General features: G+C 67.5%; 17 protein-coding genes and 2 tRNA genes. 6 read left to right on the forward strand and 13 right to left on the reverse strand.

Annotation, left to right across the window (positions count from 1 at the left end):
* Position 1: 1 nt before the first annotated feature.
* From ACWPOC_RS20965 to ACWPOC_RS20995, 7 genes are all read right to left on the reverse strand, one after another.
* Positions 2 to 1,132, reverse strand: coding sequence for a lipase family protein (locus ACWPOC_RS20965; RefSeq protein WP_436839535.1), 1,131 nt, complete (start codon positions 1,130 to 1,132; stop codon positions 2 to 4).
* A gap of 69 nt (positions 1,133 to 1,201) precedes the next feature.
* A complete protein-coding gene (locus ACWPOC_RS20970; protein WP_159418629.1) occupies positions 1,202 to 1,990 on the reverse strand; it encodes an SDR family NAD(P)-dependent oxidoreductase in 789 nt (262 codons plus the stop codon).
* Positions 1,991 to 2,031: 41 nt separating this feature from the next.
* Positions 2,032 to 2,688, reverse strand: a complete 657-nt coding sequence (locus ACWPOC_RS20975) for a PaaI family thioesterase (protein ID WP_016691875.1) — start codon at positions 2,686 to 2,688, stop codon at positions 2,032 to 2,034.
* Entirely contained in the window at positions 2,685 to 3,554 is an 870-nt protein-coding gene (locus ACWPOC_RS20980) for a MaoC/PaaZ C-terminal domain-containing protein (RefSeq protein WP_455409271.1), read from the reverse strand. The genes ACWPOC_RS20975 and ACWPOC_RS20980 overlap by 4 nt, the downstream gene beginning before the upstream one ends.
* A 5-nt stretch (positions 3,555 to 3,559) precedes the next feature.
* Positions 3,560 to 5,749 (reverse strand): acyl-CoA dehydrogenase, encoded by a 2,190-nt coding sequence (locus tag ACWPOC_RS20985; protein ID WP_159418631.1) that lies wholly within the window; start codon positions 5,747 to 5,749, stop codon positions 3,560 to 3,562.
* Positions 5,750 to 5,783: 34 nt separating this feature from the next.
* Positions 5,784 to 6,947, reverse strand: a complete 1,164-nt coding sequence (locus ACWPOC_RS20990; RefSeq protein ID WP_159418632.1) for a steroid 3-ketoacyl-CoA thiolase — start codon at positions 6,945 to 6,947, stop codon at positions 5,784 to 5,786.
* Positions 6,948 to 7,064: 117 nt separating this feature from the next.
* The gene (locus ACWPOC_RS20995; RefSeq protein WP_159418633.1) at positions 7,065 to 7,682 is read right to left on the reverse strand and encodes a TetR family transcriptional regulator; all 618 of its coding nucleotides are present in this window, start codon (positions 7,680 to 7,682) and stop codon (positions 7,065 to 7,067) included.
* A gap of 202 nt (positions 7,683 to 7,884) precedes the next feature.
* Here ACWPOC_RS20995 and ACWPOC_RS21000 point away from each other — a divergent pair, with 202 nt between their 5' ends.
* Positions 7,885 to 8,805: a 3-oxoacyl-ACP reductase gene (locus ACWPOC_RS21000; RefSeq protein WP_120282193.1), complete on the forward strand. Its 921-nt coding sequence runs from the start codon at positions 7,885 to 7,887 to the stop codon at positions 8,803 to 8,805.
* A 37-nt stretch (positions 8,806 to 8,842) separates the two neighbouring features.
* Here the strand turns inward: ACWPOC_RS21000 and ACWPOC_RS21005 are convergent, their stop codons facing one another.
* The 6 genes from ACWPOC_RS21005 to ACWPOC_RS21030 all read right to left on the reverse strand — a co-directional run bounded on the left by ACWPOC_RS21005 (position 8,843) and on the right by ACWPOC_RS21030 (position 14,920).
* On the reverse strand, positions 8,843 to 10,231 hold the full coding sequence (locus ACWPOC_RS21005; RefSeq protein ID WP_268655525.1) for an AMP-binding protein: 1,389 nt from the start codon (positions 10,229 to 10,231) through the stop codon (positions 8,843 to 8,845).
* Positions 10,232 to 10,398: 167 nt separating this feature from the next.
* Positions 10,399 to 11,676, reverse strand: coding sequence for an ATP-dependent Clp protease ATP-binding subunit ClpX (gene clpX, locus ACWPOC_RS21010; protein ID WP_016691868.1), 1,278 nt, complete (start codon positions 11,674 to 11,676; stop codon positions 10,399 to 10,401).
* A gap of 230 nt (positions 11,677 to 11,906) precedes the next feature.
* A complete protein-coding gene (locus tag ACWPOC_RS21015) occupies positions 11,907 to 12,569 on the reverse strand; it encodes an ATP-dependent Clp protease proteolytic subunit (protein ID WP_016691867.1) in 663 nt (220 codons plus the stop codon).
* Between the two features lie 46 nt (positions 12,570 to 12,615).
* On the reverse strand, positions 12,616 to 13,242 hold the full coding sequence (locus ACWPOC_RS21020; protein ID WP_016691866.1) for an ATP-dependent Clp protease proteolytic subunit: 627 nt from the start codon (positions 13,240 to 13,242) through the stop codon (positions 12,616 to 12,618).
* Between the two features lie 142 nt (positions 13,243 to 13,384).
* Positions 13,385 to 14,770, reverse strand: a complete 1,386-nt coding sequence (gene tig, locus ACWPOC_RS21025; RefSeq protein ID WP_367269340.1) for a trigger factor — start codon at positions 14,768 to 14,770, stop codon at positions 13,385 to 13,387.
* A 73-nt stretch (positions 14,771 to 14,843) separates the two neighbouring features.
* Positions 14,844 to 14,920 (reverse strand) — tRNA-Pro (locus tag ACWPOC_RS21030).
* 139 nt (positions 14,921 to 15,059) lie between these two features.
* On the opposite strand from ACWPOC_RS21030, the gene ACWPOC_RS21035 reads away from it, so the two are divergent.
* From ACWPOC_RS21035 to ACWPOC_RS21055, 5 genes are all read left to right on the forward strand, one after another.
* Positions 15,060 to 15,133: transfer RNA gene (locus ACWPOC_RS21035), tRNA-Gly, on the forward strand.
* A 616-nt stretch (positions 15,134 to 15,749) separates the two neighbouring features.
* Positions 15,750 to 16,967: a carboxylate-amine ligase gene (locus ACWPOC_RS21040; protein ID WP_455409272.1), complete on the forward strand. Its 1,218-nt coding sequence runs from the start codon at positions 15,750 to 15,752 to the stop codon at positions 16,965 to 16,967.
* Positions 16,968 to 17,040: 73 nt separating this feature from the next.
* On the forward strand, positions 17,041 to 18,189 hold the full coding sequence (locus tag ACWPOC_RS21045; protein WP_059383906.1) for a zinc-dependent alcohol dehydrogenase: 1,149 nt from the start codon (positions 17,041 to 17,043) through the stop codon (positions 18,187 to 18,189).
* 11 nt (positions 18,190 to 18,200) lie between these two features.
* The gene (locus tag ACWPOC_RS21050) at positions 18,201 to 18,776 is read left to right on the forward strand and encodes a hypothetical protein (protein ID WP_120282191.1); all 576 of its coding nucleotides are present in this window, start codon (positions 18,201 to 18,203) and stop codon (positions 18,774 to 18,776) included.
* 119 nt (positions 18,777 to 18,895) lie between these two features.
* Entirely contained in the window at positions 18,896 to 20,002 is a 1,107-nt protein-coding gene (locus ACWPOC_RS21055) for a wax ester/triacylglycerol synthase domain-containing protein (protein ID WP_455409273.1), read from the forward strand.
* The last annotated feature ends 46 nt before the right edge of the window (positions 20,003 to 20,048 follow it).

Consider the following 20,048-nt stretch of genomic DNA (forward strand, 5'->3'; position numbering starts at 1 on the left):
ATCAATCGCACGTGCCGTCCTGCGCCTCGCCCGCGCGTACTCCGTCGACGAACGCCCGCACGTCGCCGAAGGACTCCTCGAGTACCGCGCGGTGGTCGGCCCCCTCGTACACCCGATAGGTCAGGTCGGCTCCGTTGTCGCACAGTGCAGCGGTCACCTGATCGGTGACCGGACGCGACACCAGTGCATCGTCGGTTCCCTGCACGACGAGCGTCGGCACCGTCAGGGTGAGCGGTTCGACCTCCTGGCCGGCGTAGTACTCGCGGAGCGGCTCGAGGTCCGCATCCGGAGCGAACACCTGATCCACCGGGACCGTGCTCGCCACCTCGCGAACGTCGTCCATGCATCCGGTGCGCGCGGCCTCGAGCAGAGGTCGCGACGCGTCGGTGAGCATCGCGTCGGCGTCGATGCTCGGGTCCGCCGCCTGCGCTCCGAGCAGCAGCACCGGGAGGAATCCGAGCGCCGGACCGATCGCGGGACCGGCGGTCGCGTAGTACTCGGCGGTCTCACTGGTGCGGCTACCCGGGGCGAAGGAGACCGCGCCCTGCAGTTCGAGTTCGGGTGCGCGTTCCTCGCCGTGTGCCGCCACATACAGCGCGGCGTGTCCGCCCTGGCTGTGTCCCATCGCGACCCATCGGGTGCCGATGCCGGAATCGAGTTGCCGAGCCGCACGCACGATGTCGACGACAGCGGCAGCCGCGCTGTCTCCGTTCATGTACGGGTGTTCGCCCGGTGTTCCGAGGCCCTCGTAGTCGGTCTGGACCACGGCGTAGCCGTCGGCGACCCACTGGTCGAGCATGGCGGTGGTCCTGCCGACGTAGGAATGGGCCGGACCGCCGGGGGTGTCGGCGGAGGGTGCGCAGGCGTCACCGACCCCGGTGGTGCCGTGTGCCCAGCTGATCACGGGCCAGCCCCCGTCGGGGGCCTCACCGTCGGGGATCGCGACGGTGCCCGACACGAGCGTGGGGCGCCGGTCGGCCCCCTCGGACAGATAGGTGATCAGATGCGTGCGCGATGCGCTGGGAATCGCCGCCGCACCGGTGAGGGTACGTTCGGTGACGAGAGAGCCCGGCCCGCCGGAAGTCTCCTCGGTGTCGTCACCGGAGTCCGCGCAGGATGTGATACCGAGCATCGCCGTTGCGGTGAGTGCTGCCACCAGGCGCCGGGAAGTACGAGAGAGCATGAATCCTCCGTTGGGATTTCAGTCCACGTTCGGCGCCCACTGCACGCCGTTGATGTGGCTACCGCCGTCGACGAACAGCGTGTTGCCTGTGAGATAGCGGGAGTCGTCGCTCGCGAGAAAGGCTGCGACGGTACCGATGTCCTCGAGCGGGTCGCCGATACGGCCCATCGGGTTCGCTGCGGCCTGCGTCGCTGCCATCTGCGGGTCCGCCTCCGCGACCCGCTGATATGCCGCACTCTGCGCGCCGGGACAGATCACGTTGCAGCACACCTGCTTCGGTGCCCACTCTCGGGCCGCCGTGCGAGTCATGCTGCGCAGCGCCTCTTTCGCCGCGTTGTACGACACCGAGTACATGTGCGCATTGACGCCGTTGAGACTGCACATGTTGATGACCCGACCGGTGCCGTGTCGGGCCAGTTCCGGATACGCGCGCTGCATCGCCCAGAACGCGGCCATCACCGCCATGTCGAACCCGGCCTGCATGCTGTGTTCGGGCGTGTTCTCCATACGCGCGAAGCCCAGTGACCGCCAGGCGTTGTTGACCAGGATGTCGAGGCGCCCGAATTCCCGCGCGGCGGTGTCCACCGCGTTGTGCACCTGTTCTCGGTCGGTGACATCGGTCGATACGAAATGTGCCGCCGTCCCCCACTTCTCGGTGATCCACCGTGCGGTGGCCGCCCCGGCTTCCTCGTCGACCTCGGCGACGACGACGCTCGCCCCCTCACGGGCCAGCGCGCCGGCAACGCCGCGGCCGATTCCCATCCCGGCGCCGGTGACGATCGCCACCCGCCCGTCCAATTTCCCCATGCCGTTCCTTTCCGATACGACGGCGTGTGCGGTGCAGGCCGTCAGCGCGGACGGGGAACCGTCCTGTCGATGAACAGCGCCTCGACGGAGACGCACACCGTGCCGTCCGCGGTCCTGATCTCGCCGACCGTGTTGATCTTGCGGCCGTCCTGCTCGACCAGACGACCGGTGATCGTCAGCGGCTCGAACAGCGGGGTCGGGCGGTGGTACCGCACATTGAGCTGTGCGGTGGCGCCGCTGCGCCCGGCCCAGGCGTTCGCCACACCCAGAGTGTGATCGAGCAGGAGGGCGGAGACTCCGCCGTGCACGTGCCCGGGCGGGCCCTGGTACGGGAAGGTCAGTTCGACGACGCCTTCCACCGATCCGTCTTCGCGACCGGCGAGCACCAGCGGCGGAGCGAGCGCGTTCTCCGGCCCGGTGACCGGATCGTGCCGGGTGACACCCTCCCCGTGCCACATGTCGATCAGTCGCTCCCGCACTTCGGGGGCGTGTTCCTCGAGGTGCTCGGCGATATTGTCGAGTTCTTCGGCGACCCGCTCGAGATTCGCGTTGCCACGGTCGGTGCGCAGCAACGCGTCCACCACGCGCCGCGCGGCGGCGGTGGCGCGGTCGACGGCGGTGTCCTGCGGTGCCGAGGTCAGCACCGTACCGTCGGGCGCGTGTCCGACGACGGGGTGGGTGTCCGGGTCGACTCTCATCGAATCTCCATCGTGGCGTGGGTGAGCACCGGTTGCCCGTCGCGCTCGGGACATGTGGCGAGCAGGGTGAGGGTGTCGCCGTCTCGCCAGACCGCCGTCTCGATCGTCTCCCCGGGGTACAGCGTGCCGGCGAAGCGGACCGAGAACGACCGGACCCGGGTCGGGTCTCCGTCGAGCACACCGTCGACGACGGCCTTGCACACGACACCGTACGAGGCGAGTCCGTGCAGGATCGGCCGATCGAAACCGGCCGCCTTCGCGAATTCGGGATCGGCGTGCAGCGGGTTCATGTCGGCACTGAGCCGGTACACCAGTGCCTGTTGCGTGCTTGTAGGTGACACCAGGGTCTTGTCGGCGTCCCGTTCCGGCACTGCGTTCGACACATCGGGCCCGGCGTCTCCGCCGAAACCTCCCTCACCGCGCGCCCAGATCTGCATCGCACTGGTCCACAACGGGTTTCCGTCGGCGTCCACTGCGGACTGCTCGAGCACGATCACGGCGGCTTTGCCCTTGTCCCACACATCGGAGATGCGAGACGAGACGGTCGCCGAACCCGAGATCGGGATCGGGGCGTACACGGTGACGGACTGGCCACCGTGCAGGATCCTGCGCAGGTCGATGTCGATTCCCGGCAGGCTCAGTCCGGCCGGTGTCACCGCACCGGCGGAGACACCCTGACCGGCGACCATCGCGAAGGTCGGCAGGACCCGCAGGTCTTTCTCGTACACCCACCGCAGTTCGGCGGGATCGAGCGAGTCGGCACCCGCACCCAGACCGAGGTGGTAGAGGATCACATCGCGTTCGGTCCACGAGGCGTCGCGGACGGTGGGCGCAGCGGAGAGCGCGACATCGGTATCGATGGGCATGGGCGTCACTTTCCGGGTTCGGGATCGCGGGGCAGGCCGAGAAGCCTCTCACCGATGATGTTCAGCTGGACGTTGGTCGTCCCACCGGCGATGGACATGCACTGCACGTTGAGGAACATGTGGGTGGCCGAAGTTCGGTCCTGGTCGTCGAGCAACGACGCGGGACCGGCCCAGTCCATCGCGGTCTCCCAGACCTGCTGGAGGTGCTCGACGCCGAGGAGCTTGGCGACGGAGGACTCGGCACCCGGCTGTGCACCGGCCAGCGAGCGGAGAGCGGTGCGCAGCCCCATGAGGCCACCGGACGCGGCATCGCCGAGCACTTTGCCGAGAACGGTGAGCTGTTCGTCGTCGGGTCCGCCGGGCATGCCGTTCGCGAGCGCCATGAGAGTCTCGCAGCCGGCACCGAAAGTCGAATCGTGTGAGAGGGAGACGCGTTCGTTCGCGAGGGTCGTACGGGCGAGCTTCCATCCGTCCCCGGGCTCGCCGACGAGGCACTCGTCCGGCACGAACACGCCGTCGAGGAACACCTCGTTGAACAGGGCTTCGCCGGTGATCTCCCGCAGCGGCCGGATGTCGAGGCCTTCCGTGTTCCTGATGTCGATCAGGAAGTAGGACAGGCCTTTGTGTTTGGGCGCTTCCGCGTCGGTGCGGGCGAGGCAGATGCCCCAGTCCGCGACCCGCGCCATCGACGTCCACACCTTCTGACCGTCGAGCCTCCATCCGCCGTCCACCTTGACGGCCTTGGTGGACAGGCCCGCGAGATCAGACCCGGCGCCGGGTTCGGAGAAGAGCTGACACCACACGAGATCCCCGCGCAGCGACTGCGGGACGAATCGCTCGATCTGCTCGGTACTGCCGTGCGCGATCAGGGTCGGCACCACCCAGTTGCCGATGATCATGTCGTGCGGTTCGAGTTCGGCGACGCGCAGTTCCTCGGCGACGACGAGTTGCGTGACGGCGTCGGCGGCCTTGCCCCATGGTTCGGGCAGATGAGGAGCGGTGTAGCCCTTCTCCGCCAGATACGCCTTCCGCGCTGCGTTCTCCAGCGACTTCGCCGGCTCGAGTTCGGCACGGACGTCGGCGCGAATCCGTTCCGCCTCGGGCGGAAGATCGACGCTCAGCACGCGGCGGGCACCGTCGAGCGTGAGGTGGGCGACCCGGCGCCGCCACGACGCCGTGGAGCCGAGCAGGATCCGGAGCGACTGGGCGCGCCGCATGTACAGGTGCGCGTCGTGCTCCCAGGTGTAGCCGATGCCGCCGAGCACCTGAATGCAGTTCTTGGTGACCTGGAAGGCGGCCTCCGGAGCGATGGACGCGGCGACCGCCACGGCGAGCGATGACTCGTCGTCCGCCGCGTCCTCTGCCTGCGCTCGCGCGGCGTCCCAGGCCACGACCCGGGCCTGTTCGGTGAGACAGAGCATCCGGGCGACGGTGTGCTTGACACCCTGGAACTGTCCGATGACGCGGCCGAACTGCTTGCGGACCCGCGCATAGTCCGCGGCGGTGGTGGTCGCCCAGTCCGCGAGACCGGCGGCCTCGGCGGCGAACAAGGTCGCGGCGATATCGACGATCCGATGCGAATCCGACCTCAGCACGTCCCCGTCGGACAACGTCAGGGCGCTCGCGGTGATCTCGGCGTTGCGGCGGATCACGTCGTAGCTGGGCAGGTTCGTGACCTCGACCCGGTCACGGGTCACGACGACGAAGACCCGCTCACCACCGTCGTCGGCCGCGAGCAGGAACACATCCGCGACCTGGCCGCCGAGGGCGGCACCGGAGGTTCCCGAGAGCATGACGGAATCGCCGTCGCGCTCCACTCGCAGGTCCCCCGGCTGCAGGGCGACCGCACCGAACAGCGAACCGTCCGCGAGCCCATCGAGTTCGCTGCGACGGCCGGCCTCGTCGAGGACCGCGGACACGATCACGGTCGGAAGGAACGGGCCGGGCACCATGGCTCGTCCGAGTTCCTCTGCGACGATTGCTGTTTCGAGCAAACCGAAACCGGCGCCTCCGACCTCTTCGGGCAGGTGCAATCCCAGCATGCCGAGTTCGGCGAACGAGCTCCAGTACGTCGGGCGGGCTTCCGTCTTCGCTTCGACGGCCGTGCGGATCACGTCGGGTGTGGCGTGCCGTGCCGCCCAGCCGCGTACGGAATCGCGGAGCTCGCGGTCCTCGTCGCTCAATCCCAGAGTCATGATCGGGTCCCTTCGGATAGCAGAATGTCCGGCGTCAGATGCGCTCGATGATGGTGGCGGAGGCCATCGCGCCACCCGCACACATCGTGACCAGCGCCGTCGAGCGGTTCGAACGCTCGAGTTCGTGCAGGGCACTGGTGATCAATCGCGAGCCGGTGGAACCGACGGGGTGGCCGAGCGCGATGGCGCCGCCGTTGACGTTGACCTTGCTCATGTCGGCCCCGTGGACCTGAGCCCAGGACAACACGACCGAAGCGAAGGCTTCGTTGATCTCGACGATGTCGATGTCGGACAAGGACATTCCGGTGCGCTCGAGTACCGCGCGAGTCGCGTCGATGGGACCGTCGAGGTGGTAGTATGGGTCGGAACCGACGAGCGTCGACGCGAGAATCCGGGCCCGGGGCCGCAGGCCCGCCTCCCGCGCCTTGTCCTCGCTCATCAGCAGCACGGCGGCGGCACCGTCGCTGACCTGAGAAGAGTTGCCTGCTGTGTGGATTCCGTTCTCGATGACCGGGCGGAGGCCCGCCAGCCCCTCGGCGGTGGTCTCACGCAGCCCGCCGTCACGAGTCACTGTCGCGATCTCACCGGTGGGCTCACCCTCCTTGGTCACGATCGGCGCCTGCACCGGGACGATCTCGCGGTCGAAGCGCCCCTCGGCCCACGCGGCTGCGGCGCGACGCTGCGACTCGAGTCCGAGAGCATCGACATCGTCACGTTTGATGCCGCGCTTGTGGGCGATACGTTCGGCAGAGGTGAACTGGTCGCCCATGTCGATCGACCAGTCGTCCGGATAGGGGTTGCCGGTGCCCGGTGCGTTGGCCTGGCCGAGGAACACCCGGCTCATGACCTCGACTCCGCATCCGATTCCCGCGTCGATCTGCCCGGACGCGATCAGTCCGGCCACCATGTGGACCGCCTGCTGCGACGAACTGCATGCGCAATCGATGGTCGTCGCGGCGGTCGTGTACGGGAGACCTGCGTGGAGCCAGGCCTGGCGGGTCACGTTGTTGGACTGCTCCCCCGCCTGGGTGACGGCGCCTCCGACGAGCTGACCGACCTGGTCGGCAGGCAGTCCGGTGCGGTCGAGAACGGCCTTCTGGGCGGCACCGAGCAACACCGCGGGGTGGACCCCGGCCAGCTGACCGCGTCGGCGGCCGATCGGTGTCCGCGCAGCCTCCACGATGACGACCTTGCTCATGCCTGCTCCCAACTGCTCGACGATATTGAAATTTATTCTAGTGACGAGGGTCGCAGATTACCGCGCCGTCCCACCGACCGGGACCACCCTTGTGGAAGCTCCGCGAAACCCGCCGGCTCAGTTCCCGGCGACGGAAAGATCCACCAACAGCAGATCGCACGCAACACGCAGGTCGGATTCGACCTCCGGAATCGACATCCGCCCGTTGAGGGCCGACCGGACCAGCCCGAACCACAAGGCCACCAGGAGACGCACGACGGTCGCGTCCCGGACCGTCGGCTCGGCGATGCCGGCCGCGGCCAAGAGCAGTCCGTCGAAGTGCCGATCGATCTTCGCCGCGTCCGGAACAGAGGCGGCGTTCGACGAGGCCGCGGACTGGATCATCGCGTTCGCCAACAACGGTGCGCGCACCAACGCCCGGGTGGCCTGCAGCAACACGTCGTAGACGGAGGCGGCCGGGGAACCGCCTGCCCGTGGCCGACTGGACAACCGAATCCCCATTCGGTCGATCCGGTCGACCATGACCGCCACGAAGAGATGCGTCTTCGACGGGAAGTAGCGGTAGAGGGTTCCGATGGCGACACCGGCGAGTTCGGCGACCTCCTGCATCCGGACCCGTTCGAGCTCTTTCGCTGCCCCCAATTGTGCTGCCGCGTCGAGGATCCTGTCGTATCGCGCGTGTTGTTCCGCCGAATTCGGTTCGGCGGCATCGCGCACCTCCGCAACCCTGGGCATGCCCGGCCCTCCCTCCCTCGTCCGCCGTGATCTCGAACCACCGTCGCCGACGAACGTTCCAGGCAAGCCGGTCGGCGGTCCGCTCGATCCCGGCCACCGAGACCGTCGGCGTCCCCGGATCGCGTACGGCTCCAGACTAGAATGAATACTAATTCCGGCGCGGTGCACTGACGAACCGCCGCAATCGAACAGGAGACGTTCCATGGGTGAATCCGTAAGTCTGGCCGGGCGCGCGGCGGTCGTGACCGGCGCCGGGGCCGGCCTGGGCCGCGCCGAAGCCCTCGCCCTCGCCGAGGCAGGCGCCGCCGTCGTCGTCAACGACATGGGCGACGCGGCGCACGAGGTGGCAGAGGAAATCGTCGCGTCGGGAGGCCAGGCCATCGCCGTCACCGGCGACGTGTCCGACTGGGCTCTCGGCGGTCGCCTCGTCGAGGAATCGGTCAAGGCATTCGGGTCCTTCGACATCCTCGTCAACAACGCGGGCATCATCCGCGACAAGATGATCTTCAACCTCACCGAGTCCGACTGGGACGACGTGATCCGAGTGCACCTCAAGGGCCATGCCGCCACCTCACATGCGGCGGCGGTGCACTGGCGTCAGGCGAGCAAGGCTGCGGGTGGACCGGTCTACGGCCGCGTCGTCAACACCTCGTCGGAGGCCTTCCTCTTCGGTTCCGCCGGACAGCCGAACTATTCCGCTGCGAAGGCAGGCATCACGGCACTGACACTGTCCACGGCGCAGGGGCTGGCGCGCTACGGCGTCACCGCGAATGCGATCTGCCCCCGCGCACGCACCGCGATGACCGCGGAGGCCTTCGGCGAGGCCGGCGCCACGACCGGACTCGATCCCCTGGCGCCGGAGCGCGTGGCCACCCTCGTGCGTTACCTCGCCTCGCCGGCGTCCTCGGAGATCACCGGACAGGTGTTCGTGGTGTACGGAAAAATGGTCGCGCTCATGGCGGCGCCGACCGTCGAGAACCGTTTCGACGCAGCCGGTTCGGCATTCACGGTCGAGGAACTCGACGAGCAGCTCTCGTCGTACTTCACCGGCCGCGGCCCGTACGAGACCTACGCCGCTTACAGCATCGCGGAACTCGAGAAGGTCGCGCTGGCCGTCGACTGAGCGACGTGTTTCAGCGACTAACAGACCACCCGGTCCTTCAGACCGGGCTGACGTGAGCGACGTTCGCTTCGGCGGCGCCCCTCGGAGCTTGCACACCGCGACCGTTCGAGGGGCGCCGCCCTCTTCCTCCGACACCACCCGATACCGAACCGCGCCGACCCAGCAGGATGATCGTGCCGTCGCCCTCCACCCGGGCCATATCCCCGAGAATCGACACACGGACCCCGTCGACAACGGGGAAGGTCGCGGCCGTCTTCACAGGGTCGCCCCAGTAGCCGAGCGGGACGTGCCCGGACCGGGCGACATATCCGACGGCACCCGAGCCCGGCTCGATCGGACGCAGCTGCTCGTCGACCACCCGTACCGCCGGTGTGGGCGTGAGCCGTACCGTTCCGTCCTCACCGACGGTGACTTCGCCGTCCATGCCTGACTCCGAGGAACCGAAGTTGTCGCGCACGATCACGTTGGGGAGCAAAGCAGTCAAGTGCTCGCGGACGGGATGCGAGAACAGCGCACCGCCGGAACCGACCACGAACAACGAGCTCAGATCGAACTCCGAGCCGTACACCGCGATCGCGTCGGCGAGGGCACGGGCGCCGGCGTCACCGACAACGGTCATCGTCATCACCCGTTCACGCTCGACGAGCGTCAGCGCCTCCACGGGGTCGAAACCGTGCATCGATACCTGGGTTGCTCCGAGGCAGAAGGCGCTGAACATACTCTGCAGGGCAGCACCGTGTACGAAGGGGCCGGTGAGCATCCAGGTCATCTGCGGAATGCTGGAAACGACGGACACGACTGTTGCCCCATCGGCGTGGTGTGCCCCGAAGGGACTACCTCCCGACAAGGCCGCGTGGAAGAAGTCCTCGTTCCGCCACATCACGGCCTTGGGCAGACCCACCGCCCCGGCGGTGTAGACGATCAACAGGTCGTCACCGCTTCGCGCAGCAAAGCCGCGCTCTGCAGACTCCCCGCTCGTCGCCTCGTCGACGTCGACTACCGTCACGTCCTTCCATGCCACATCGCATGCCTCCCCGACGGTGACGACATGCCGCACGGTGGGTGTTCGCGGAAGGACCGCAGCCGCATGCCCGGCCAAATCACCATCGAGAACCATGGCCGCGAGCTCCACATTGCCGATCAGGTAGGCCAGTTCCGCGTCGGCGTAACGAAAGTCGATATTGATCGGTACTGCGCGGATCTTGAGACACGCGAGCAGCGCCCGAACGAATTCATTGCCGTTGCGCATGTACAGACCGACGTGTTCCCCCGGGCGAACTCCCGCACGAACGAAATGCCGGGCGAGACGATTCGCATCCGCGTCGAGTTCGCAGTAGGTCGGCCGCTTGTCCCCATCCACGAACGCTGTGCGCGTGGGTACGGCATCGACGATCGCTTCGAACAGATCCGCAAGATTCAGCGACATCGAAGTCCTTTCGACGCGGAACAGGGACGACTCCAATGTCCCACGCCATCCCTCCGGTGAGCTGCACCACTTCCATTCAACGGAATGGTTCCGGATCACATGTTCAGTTCTCGCGAAAAACGCCCCGGCACTCTGGTGCCGGGGCGCTCGTCGTAAATCTCGCAGGATCAGGCGCTCTTGTCGCGACGCTCCCGATCGGCCTTGCGCGGAACGATCGTCGGAAGGACGTTGTCGTTCACGGTCTCGGCGGTGACCACGACCTTCGCGACGTCGTCGCGGCTGGGGATGTCGTACATCACGGGCAGGAGCACCTCCTCCATGATGGCGCGGAGCCCGCGGGCGCCGGTGCCACGGAGGATCGCCTGGTCGGCGACCGCTTCGAGTCCGTCCTGGGAGAACTCGAGTTCGACGCCGTCCATCTCGAACAGACGCACGTACTGCTTGACCAGAGCGTTCTTCGGCTCCGACAGGATCTGGACGAGCGATTCCTTGTCGAGATTGGTCACCGACGCGAGGATCGGCAGACGACCGATGAACTCGGGGATCAAACCGAACTTGATGAGGTCCTCGGGCATGACGTCGGCGAAGTGGTCGGTGGTGTCGATCTCGGCCTTGGACCGCACCTCGGCGCCGAATCCGATGCCGCGCTTGCCGACGCGATCGGAGACGATCTTCTCGAGACCGGCGAACGCACCCGCCACGATGAACAGCACGTTCGTGGTGTCGATCTGGATGAATTCCTGGTGCGGATGCTTGCGGCCACCCTGCGGCGGGACGGATGCCTGGGTGCCTTCGAGGATCTTCAGCAACGCCTGCTGCACGCCCTCGCCCGACACGTCGCGGGTGATCGACGGGTTCTCGCTCTTGCGGGCGATCTTGTCGACCTCGTCGATGTAGATGATGCCGGTCTCGGCGCGCTTGACGTCGTAGTCGGCGGCCTGGATGAGCTTGAGGAGGATGTTCTCGACGTCCTCACCGACGTAGCCGGCCTCCGTCAGTGCGGTGGCGTCGGCGATGGCGAACGGCACGTTGAGCATCTTCGCGAGCGTCTGCGCGAGGTAGGTCTTGCCACAACCGGTGGGACCGAGAAGCAGGATGTTGGACTTCGCGAGTTCGACCGTCTCACCGCGGGAGTCTCGGCCCTTGTCGCCGGCCTGGATGCGCTTGTAGTGGTTGTAGACCGCCACGGCCAGCGTGCGCTTGGCGGCGTCCTGGCCGATCACGTAGTTGTCGAGGAAGTCGCGGATCTCGGCCGGCTTGGGCAGCTCGTCGAGCTTGACCTCGCTGGTCTCGGCCAGCTCTTCCTCGATGATCTCGTTGCAGAGATCGATGCACTCGTCGCAGATGTAGACACCGGGGCCCGCAATGAGCTTCTTGACCTGCTTCTGGCTCTTTCCGCAGAAGGAGCACTTGAGCAGATCTCCGCCGTCACCGATACGTGCCATCAGTCAGGTCCCTACTTCCTCGTGTGCGTGCAACCGGTCCCGCAACCACCACACGGGGCGGTCCCGGGGAGCGGGCCCTTTGATCGACCGTACCCGGATGTCGGCGCGCAGGTCGACCGGTTCTGCGCGTTTCCGGTCATATTTGTACAGCACAACATGTGTCGACGATCACAGTCCCGGCGTCGGCGGCTCCGGAAGACACCGTGTCTCCCGGAACCGCCTGCGACGTTCTACTTCTGGGCCGAGAGCTTCCGGTACTCGAGGACCCGGTCGATCAGACCGTATTCGACGGCCTGCTCCGCCGTGAGGATCTTGTCCCGATCGGTGTCCTTGCGGATCTGCTCGGGATCCTTCCCGGTGTGCTTCGAGAGCGTGTTCTCCATGAGGGTACGCATGCGCTCGATCTCGGCGGCCTGGATCTCGAGGTCGGAGACCTGACCCTGGATGCCACCCGTGGCGGGCTGATGGATGAGCACGCGAGCGTTGGGCAGCGCCAGGCGCTTACCGGGGGTGCCGGCGGCGAGCAGGACGGCCGCGGCGGAGGCTGCCTGACCGAGGCACACCGTGGTGATGTCGGCGCGGACGTACTGCATGGTGTCGTAGATCGCCATGAGCGAGGTGAACGAACCACCGGGCGAGTTGATGTACATGGTGATGTCGCGGTCGGGATCGAGCGACTCGAGCACCAGCAGCTGAGCCATCACGTCGTTGGCGGACGCGTCGTCGACCTGGACGCCGAGGAAGATGATGCGCTCTTCGAACAGCTTGTTGTACGGGTTGGATTCCTTGACGCCGTAGCTCGAGTGCTCGATGAACGACGGGAGGATGTAGCGGCTCGCGGGCGAGGCAGGAGCTGCGCCGCCGAGCTGGCGCGGATCGAACATGTTGGTCATCGCTTCTCCAAGAATTCGGTGGTGTGAGGGCAGATCGGGCCGGGACCTAGTTGGCGGTACCGCCGGCCTGCTGCGCCCGGGAGACGACGTGGTCGACGAAGCCGTATTCGAGCGCCTGCTGCGCCGTGAACCAGCGGTCGCGGTCGGAGTCCTTGGTGATCTGCTCCACCGACTGGCCCGTGTGCTCTGCGATGAGCTCGGCCATCTCGCGCTTGGTGTGTGCGAACTGCTCCGCCATGATCGCGATGTCGCTCGCCGTACCACCGATACCTGCGGACGGCTGGTGCATCATGATCCGCGCGTGCGGGAGCGCGTAACGCTTGCCCTTGGTGCCGGCGGAGAGCAGGAACTGACCCATCGAGGCGGCGAGGCCCATCGCGAAGGTCGCGACATCGCACTCGACGAACTTCATCGTGTCGTAGATCGCCATACCGGCGGTGACCGAACCGCCCGGCGAGTTGATGTACAGGGAGATGTCGCGGGTGGGGTCCTCGGCCGACAGCAGAAGGATCTGAGCGCACAGCTTGTTCGCGATGTCGTCGTCGACCTGGGTGCCCAGGAAGATGATGCGCTCGCGGAGCAGGCGTTCGTACACCGAGTCGCTGAGGTTCAGCCCAGCGGTGGCCGAGGTCATCGCGGGACCGATGGATGTCGCCGGATTCTGAGGAGTCACGGGTACCTGCCTTCTCGTCGATCGTGGGTTGCTGACACTGACACTAACGAAACGGGGCGGCACCGGATGCCCGGTGCCGCCCCTCTTCGCTGAAAGCGGAAATTCGTGCCCCTGGGGTTTCGAATCTCCGTGGGTCGTCCGACTACTCGGAGGCCGAGTCCTCGGTGGTCTCCGCCTCGGCGTTCTCGCCCTCGGCGTCGTCGTCCTTCTTGGTGCCGAACAGCTCGGCGGTGTCGACGGTCGCACCCGTGGTGTCGGTCACGTTGGCGCGATCGACGACGGTGCCGAGTGCCTTGCCGCGGCGGACGTCGGCGAAGACGGCACCGAGCTGGTTGGCCTGGCTGATCTGCTGGATGAACTGCTCCGGCGGAATGCCGTAGCGCTGCGCCTGGAAGAAGATGCGCTCGGTCAGCTCCTGCTGCTCGACCGTGGTGTTCTCCGCCTCGGCGATCGCGTCGAGGAGCAGCTGGGTCTTCACCGAACGCTCGGCGGACTCGCGTGCTTCCTTGTCGAACTCTTCGCGGCTCGTACCCTGAGCCTCGAGCAGCTCGTTCAGCTTGGTCTCGTCGTGATCGAGCTCGTGGATCGCGTCGTGCAGCGCGCTGTCGACCTCGGCCTGGACGGCGGCCTCGGGAACCGGGATCTCGACGGTCTCGAGGAGAACCTCGAGGACCTTGTCGCGGATCTGGCCGGCCTGCTCGACCTGCTTGACGCGCTGGACGCGCTCGCGGAGGTCGGCCTCGAGCTCGCCGATGGTGTCGAACTCGCTCGCGAGCTGCGCGAACTCGTCGTCGGCCTCGGGCAGCTCGCGCTGCTTGACGGTGTTGACCTTGACGGTGACGACGGCTTCCTTACCGGCGTACTCGCCGGCGACCAGTGTGGAGGTGAACTCCTTCGACTCGCCGGCGGACAGGCCGATGATCGCCTCGTCGAGTCCGTCGATGAGTTGGCCGGAGCCGACCTCGTGCGACAGGCCCTCGGTGGCGGCCTCGGGAACCTCGTTGCCGTCGACCGTCGCGGACAGGTCGATGGAGACGAAGTCGCCGTCCTGCACCGGACGCTCGACGCCCGTCAGGGTGCCGAAGCGCTGACGCAGCGACAGCATCTGCTCGGCGATGTCCTCGTCGGTGATCTCGACGGGATCGACGGTGACGGCGATCTCGGAGAAATCGGGGAGGGTGATCTCGGGACGGACGTCGACCTCGGCGGTGAACGCCAGCTCGACGTTGTCCTCGAGCTTGGTGACGTCGATCTCGGGCTGGCTGATGACCTTGACGTCGTTCGCGGTCACGGCCTCGCTGTAGCGGCTCTGGATGGCCTCGTTGATGACCTGGTCCAGAACGGCGCCGCGGCCGACGCGGGCCTCGAGGATCTTGCGAGGAGCCTTACCGGGGCGGAAGCCCGGGATGCGGACCTGGCCGGCGAGGGCCTTGAAAGCGCGGTCGAAATCAGGCTGGAGCTCCTCGAAGGGCACCTCAACATTGATACGGACTCGCGTCGGGCTCAGCTGCTCGACGGTGCTCTTCACGGACATGCTCCTTCTGTCGTGCTCTCTTGTCGGTCGTTCGTGTCACTACTGAGCGCGCTGACGCTGTTCGATCTGGTCGGGATGACAGGATTCGAACCTGCGACCCTCCGCTCCCAAAGCGGATGCGCTACCAAGCTGCGCCACATCCCGGTCGTGAAGGCACCGCATCCGACCGCGGGACCCATCGCAGAATCCTACGGCCCCCCGATTATGAAATCCAAAGCGAGGTCCGGTACAGTCTCATCTCGCAAGCCGCAGCACCGGTCTACACCGGCGCCGCAGCCGCAACGGGGATGTAGCTCAATGGTAGAGCCCCAGTCTTCCAAACTGGCTACGCGGGTTCGATTCCCGTCATCCCCTCCACGGAGGAAGCCCGCCGGGTGCGCACAGCACCGGCGGGCTTCGTCGTTCCGGACCGATCCCCCGACGTCCGGTTTCCGGCAGGTGACATGCACATTTCTGGACACATCGTCCCGAGGGGTGTCATCATGCCGTCGAGGTTGAGAAGCAGCCCCACCACAGGTCGTCCGAATGCGACCTCGGCTGCAGTCCGCCACCGTCTGTGACATCGACAGTTCACTATCGTCGGTCACATCGACAGTTCACTACCGTCGGTCACATCGACCTCCGTGTCGGTTCCGTTCGGGCCGGCCCTGCCCACCCGCATTCCGACGACCGCACGTACCACCGCGTCGCCATCCCCGTCGTGTCCCCCGAGCGGACGCGACCGCGAACCGGTGGGGCGTCGTCGGATGACACCGCAGGGGGGTGTCGAGGAACCGGCCTCGCCCCACCTCCGGCCGGCCGGAGTCGGGAACGGCTCCGGTCGGTCCCCGGTCCCCCACCGAACCCCGTTCTCCGGTGTGAAATCCGAGTATCGTCGTCTCACCCCCGTAGGTCAGCGGTCGGTCGAGAAGGCGCCGGCGTCTCCGACGGCGCCGGCTGTACCGACGGCGCCTCGCTATGCAGGGAGGCAACGATGCCTCGGTGGCACGGACCGAATCCCCAATCGCCTGCGGCCGCCGCGGGCGCCGGACACGGCCTCCCGACATCCGCTCCGACCGTCGGCGTCGAGGAGGAGTTCTTCCTCGTCGACCCCACCTCCGAACGGCTCACCGCGAGCAACGACCTCGTCGTGGCCGCCGCTGCCCGACTCGGACTCGACATGGACTACGAACTCAAACGCACCCAGGTCGAGGTGAACACACCGGTCTGCCACAGCTCGACCGAACTGCGCGCGCGTGTCGTCGAAGGCCGGACCATCGCAGCCGCGGCCGCACGGGAGGCGCACGTGGGTCTGCTCGCCTCGGGTGTCTCGCCCACGCTCCAACAGCTCGCGTCCGTCACGGATGTGCCGCGCTACCGGACGATGGCCGAGCGGTACGGACGTCTCGTCGAGGAGCAGGAGGTCTGCGGCTGCCACGTCCATGTCGGTGTCGCGGACCACGAGACCGCCGTTCTGGTGTGCAACCACGTCAGGGTGTGGTTGCCCACCCTGCTGGCCGCGACGGCCAACTCGCCCCTCCATCGGGGCCGCGACACCGGGTACGCCAGTTGGCGGGCGATCATGGCCTCCCGGTGGCCGTGCGCGGGTCCTCCCCCACGGTTCACGTCGGCGGAGCACTACGACGCGATCGTCGCCATGATGATCGACAGCGGCAACATCCTCGATCCGGGCATGGTCTATTGGGACGTGCGTCCCTCGGCGCATCTGCCCACCGTCGAGGTGCGGGTGAGCGACGTCCCGGCGACGGTGGACGAAACGGTTCTCCTGGCGATGCTCGTCCGCGCGCTCGTCGCTACCGCCGAACGGGAGGTCCGGGAGGGCATCGCTGCTCCCCCGGTCGCCGACGAGATCGTCCACGCCGCCTATCTGTGTGCCGCGCGCGAGGGGTCGACCGGACGTGCCGTCGACGTGTTCACCGGGCGGCCCACCACCGCGCAGCAGTCCTTCCGCGCATTCCTCCGGTACCTCGGCCCACAACTCGAGGAGACCGGCGACCGCCGGTGCGCGGTGGCGATGTGGGAGGCGATCCTCGCCCGCGGCACCGGGGCGATGCTGCAGCGACGCGCGTTCGCCCGCCGTCACGCCGTCGCCGACGTCGTCGATGCCCTGCGCCGGGCGTTCGTCGACGGACCGCAGACTCCTCCCCTGTCCGGCGGCGCCCACCCCGCCCCGGACGTCCCTGCGCTCTGATCCCGCGACCTGCCGTTTGGAGGTCCTTCCCTCGGGTATTCGCGACCACACGAGCCACGACGAGGGAGCACGTATGCGCGCGATGGTCTATCGCGGCCCGTATCGGGTCCGCGTCGAAGAGAAGGACATTCCCCGGATCGAACATCCCAACGACGCCATCGTGCGCGTCGAGTTGGCGGCGATCTGCGGTTCCGACCTGCACCTCTACCACGGGATGATGCCCGACACCCGCGTCGGTACGACCTTCGGCCACGAGTTCGTCGGGGTGGTCCACGAGGTCGGTCCGTCGGTGCAGAGCCTGAAACCCGGCGACCGGGTCATGGTCCCGTTCAACGTCTTCTGCGGGTCGTGCTTCTTCTGCGCGCGCGGCCTCTACTCCAACTGCCACAACGTCAACCCCAACGCCACTGCGGTAGGCGGCATCTACGGCTACTCGCACACCTGCGGCGGCTACGACGGCGGCCAGGCCGAGTTCGTGCGGGTGCCGTTCGCCGACGTCGGCCCCACGATCGTGCCCGACTGGATGGACGGCGAGGACGCCCTGATGCTCACCGACGCCCTCGCGACCGGCTACTTCGGTGCACAGCTGGGTGACATCGTCGAGGGCGACACGGTCGTGGTCTTCGGCGCCGGGCCGGTGGGCCTGTACGCGGCGAAGTCCGCCTGGTTCATGGGCGCCGGCCGGGTGATCGTGATCGACCATCTCGAGTACCGGCTGGAGAAGGCCCGCACCTTCGCGCACGCCGAGACCTACAACTTCGCGGAGTACGACGACATCATCGTCCACCTGAAGAAGATCACCGGTCATCTCGGGGCGGACGTCGCCATCGACGCCGTCGGCGCGGAGGCCGACGGGAACTTCCTGCAACACGTCACGGCCGCGAAGCTGAAGATGCAGGGGGGCTCGCCGGTCGCGCTGAACTGGGCCATCGACGGTGTCCGCAAGGGCGGCACCATCTCGGTGATGGGCGCTTACGGCCCGATCTTCAGTGCCGTGAAGTTCGGCGACGCACTCAACAAGGGCCTGACGCTGCGGATGAACCAGTGCCCTGTCAAACGCCAGTGGCCGCGACTGTTCGAACACGTCCGCAACGGCTACCTGAAACCGAACGACATCGTCACGCACCGCGTCCCGCTCGAACACATCGCGGAGGCCTACCACATGTTCTCGTCGAAGCTCGACGGGTGCATCAAGCCGATCATCGTCGCCGACGGGAGCTGAGGAGGACCACCATGGCCTACACGGCAGACAAGCCCGAACCGCCCGAGACCCCCGACCAGCTGCGGGCCCGCATCCCCGGGTGGGGAGTCGATCTGGATCCGCGCGACCGTCCGTCGGTGCCGAAGGAACGCTTCGCGCCCGAGGCGACCGGTGCGCACTGGGACTTCCCCGAACGCCAGCCGGGACACGAGAGCCGCGAACGTTCGATCGAGCACGCCTTCGTCACGCCGGTCTTCGGCACCACGGCGCCGCTGAAGGGACTGTCCGGTGTCGTGCGCAGGCACGCCTACCGCCGGTACAGCGAGGGTCGCGCCGCGCACTGGTTGCTCCTGATCGGCGCCGACCGCATCGACGTCGCCGAGAGCCGGGTGCGGGCGCTGTTGCAGGGCCGTCCCGACAATCCGGTGACCGAGAGCGGCCTCCGAGCGGAGATCACCGCGCACGGTGGGGCGTCGCGACGTCGGAGTTCGCGTGCCGACGTCAATCACCAGTGGCTCGATCCGTTCGTCTCGGGCGCACCGTGGATCGCCGCGGCGGGTCTGGGCGCAGTGGCCGTCGGACGTTGGAGAGGGCGAGCACGGAGGTGAGGACCGGCACGTGGGGACATCCCGAATCCAGCAACGACGTGTCACCTTTTCGACTCGATAGTGCAAAGCAAGAGTCAAGCGCGGGTGTGGGTCGTTCACGATATGAGACCGTCCCTGTTGTGAAGGACACCTCCGACGACCTCGCCCGGGACTGCTCCCCCGGCTCCTCGGTCGTCGCCGCCGTCCTTCTCGACGCCACCCCCGACTGGGATCGGGTCGCGGCGGTGCTCGCGCCGGGCAACCACGAATCGCCCAGCTTCCGCCACCGGGTGGTGGAACTGCCGTTCGGTCTCGACCCGCCGCGACGCACCGGGCATCCGGGCTCGGATCCACCCTGGCATCTCGAGCGGGTCGAGCTACCCGCCCCGGCGAGTTTCGAGGAGGTACTCACCTACGCCCGGACCGCACCCGACCCCTCCGGTCTCCGGCACCCGCGCTGGGAACTGACCCTGCTCGACGGCCTCGACGGCGGCCAGTCGGCGCTGGTGATCCGTCTCCGCCACCTCGGCTCCGCTCTGGCGCCCGGTCAGTCCGATTCCATGTTGTCGTGGGCGAAATCGGTATCCGAGCAGAGCGCCGAGTCGTTCCGCACCGCCGCGCACGTGTTCACCTCGCTGGGCACCGGATTGATCAACGCGCTGCTCGGACGCACCGGCGAGCGCGAGGAGCCCGCACCCCGCGCCCCGCGACTGCACGTGCTCGACGCGGATCTCACCGCCCTGCGTCACGCCTGCGAACGCGCGGGTTGTCGCGTGACGAGCGGGTTCTCCGCGGCGATGCTCCTCGCGTGCAGCGAGTACCGCCGTCGACACGGTCGCTCGATCGACGGCCTGCGCGTCGTCGTCCCCGGACCGGACGGCGGGGCGGTGCCCATGGCACCCGAGGATGCGGCGGACATCCAGGCGATGGACGCAGTCGATCTCATGCGGCGCATCGACATCTCGTTCCCGTCCTCCGCCGGTGCACAGGCCGACATCGCCGTCGGTCCGCGGGACGTGGTGGTGTCCACGCTCCCCGGTTCCCACGCGCCGCTCTACGTCGGCGGCGCGAAGATCGAGCGGTACTACGGCTTCGGTGCGGCCGACGGCGCGATGATGACGGCCTCGGCGATGTCCTACCGCGACACCTGCTGCATGGGCCTGGCGGTGGACCCCACGGTCGTCCCCAACCGCGATTCGTTCGATTCGTGCCTGCAGGAAGGGATGCGCGCCATCCTCGGGGAGTGACTCCCCGCGTCGGTACGCTGGAGAACAGGACCCTCCCCCACCGGAA

Source organism: Rhodococcus sp. 5G237 (assembly GCF_053764735.1).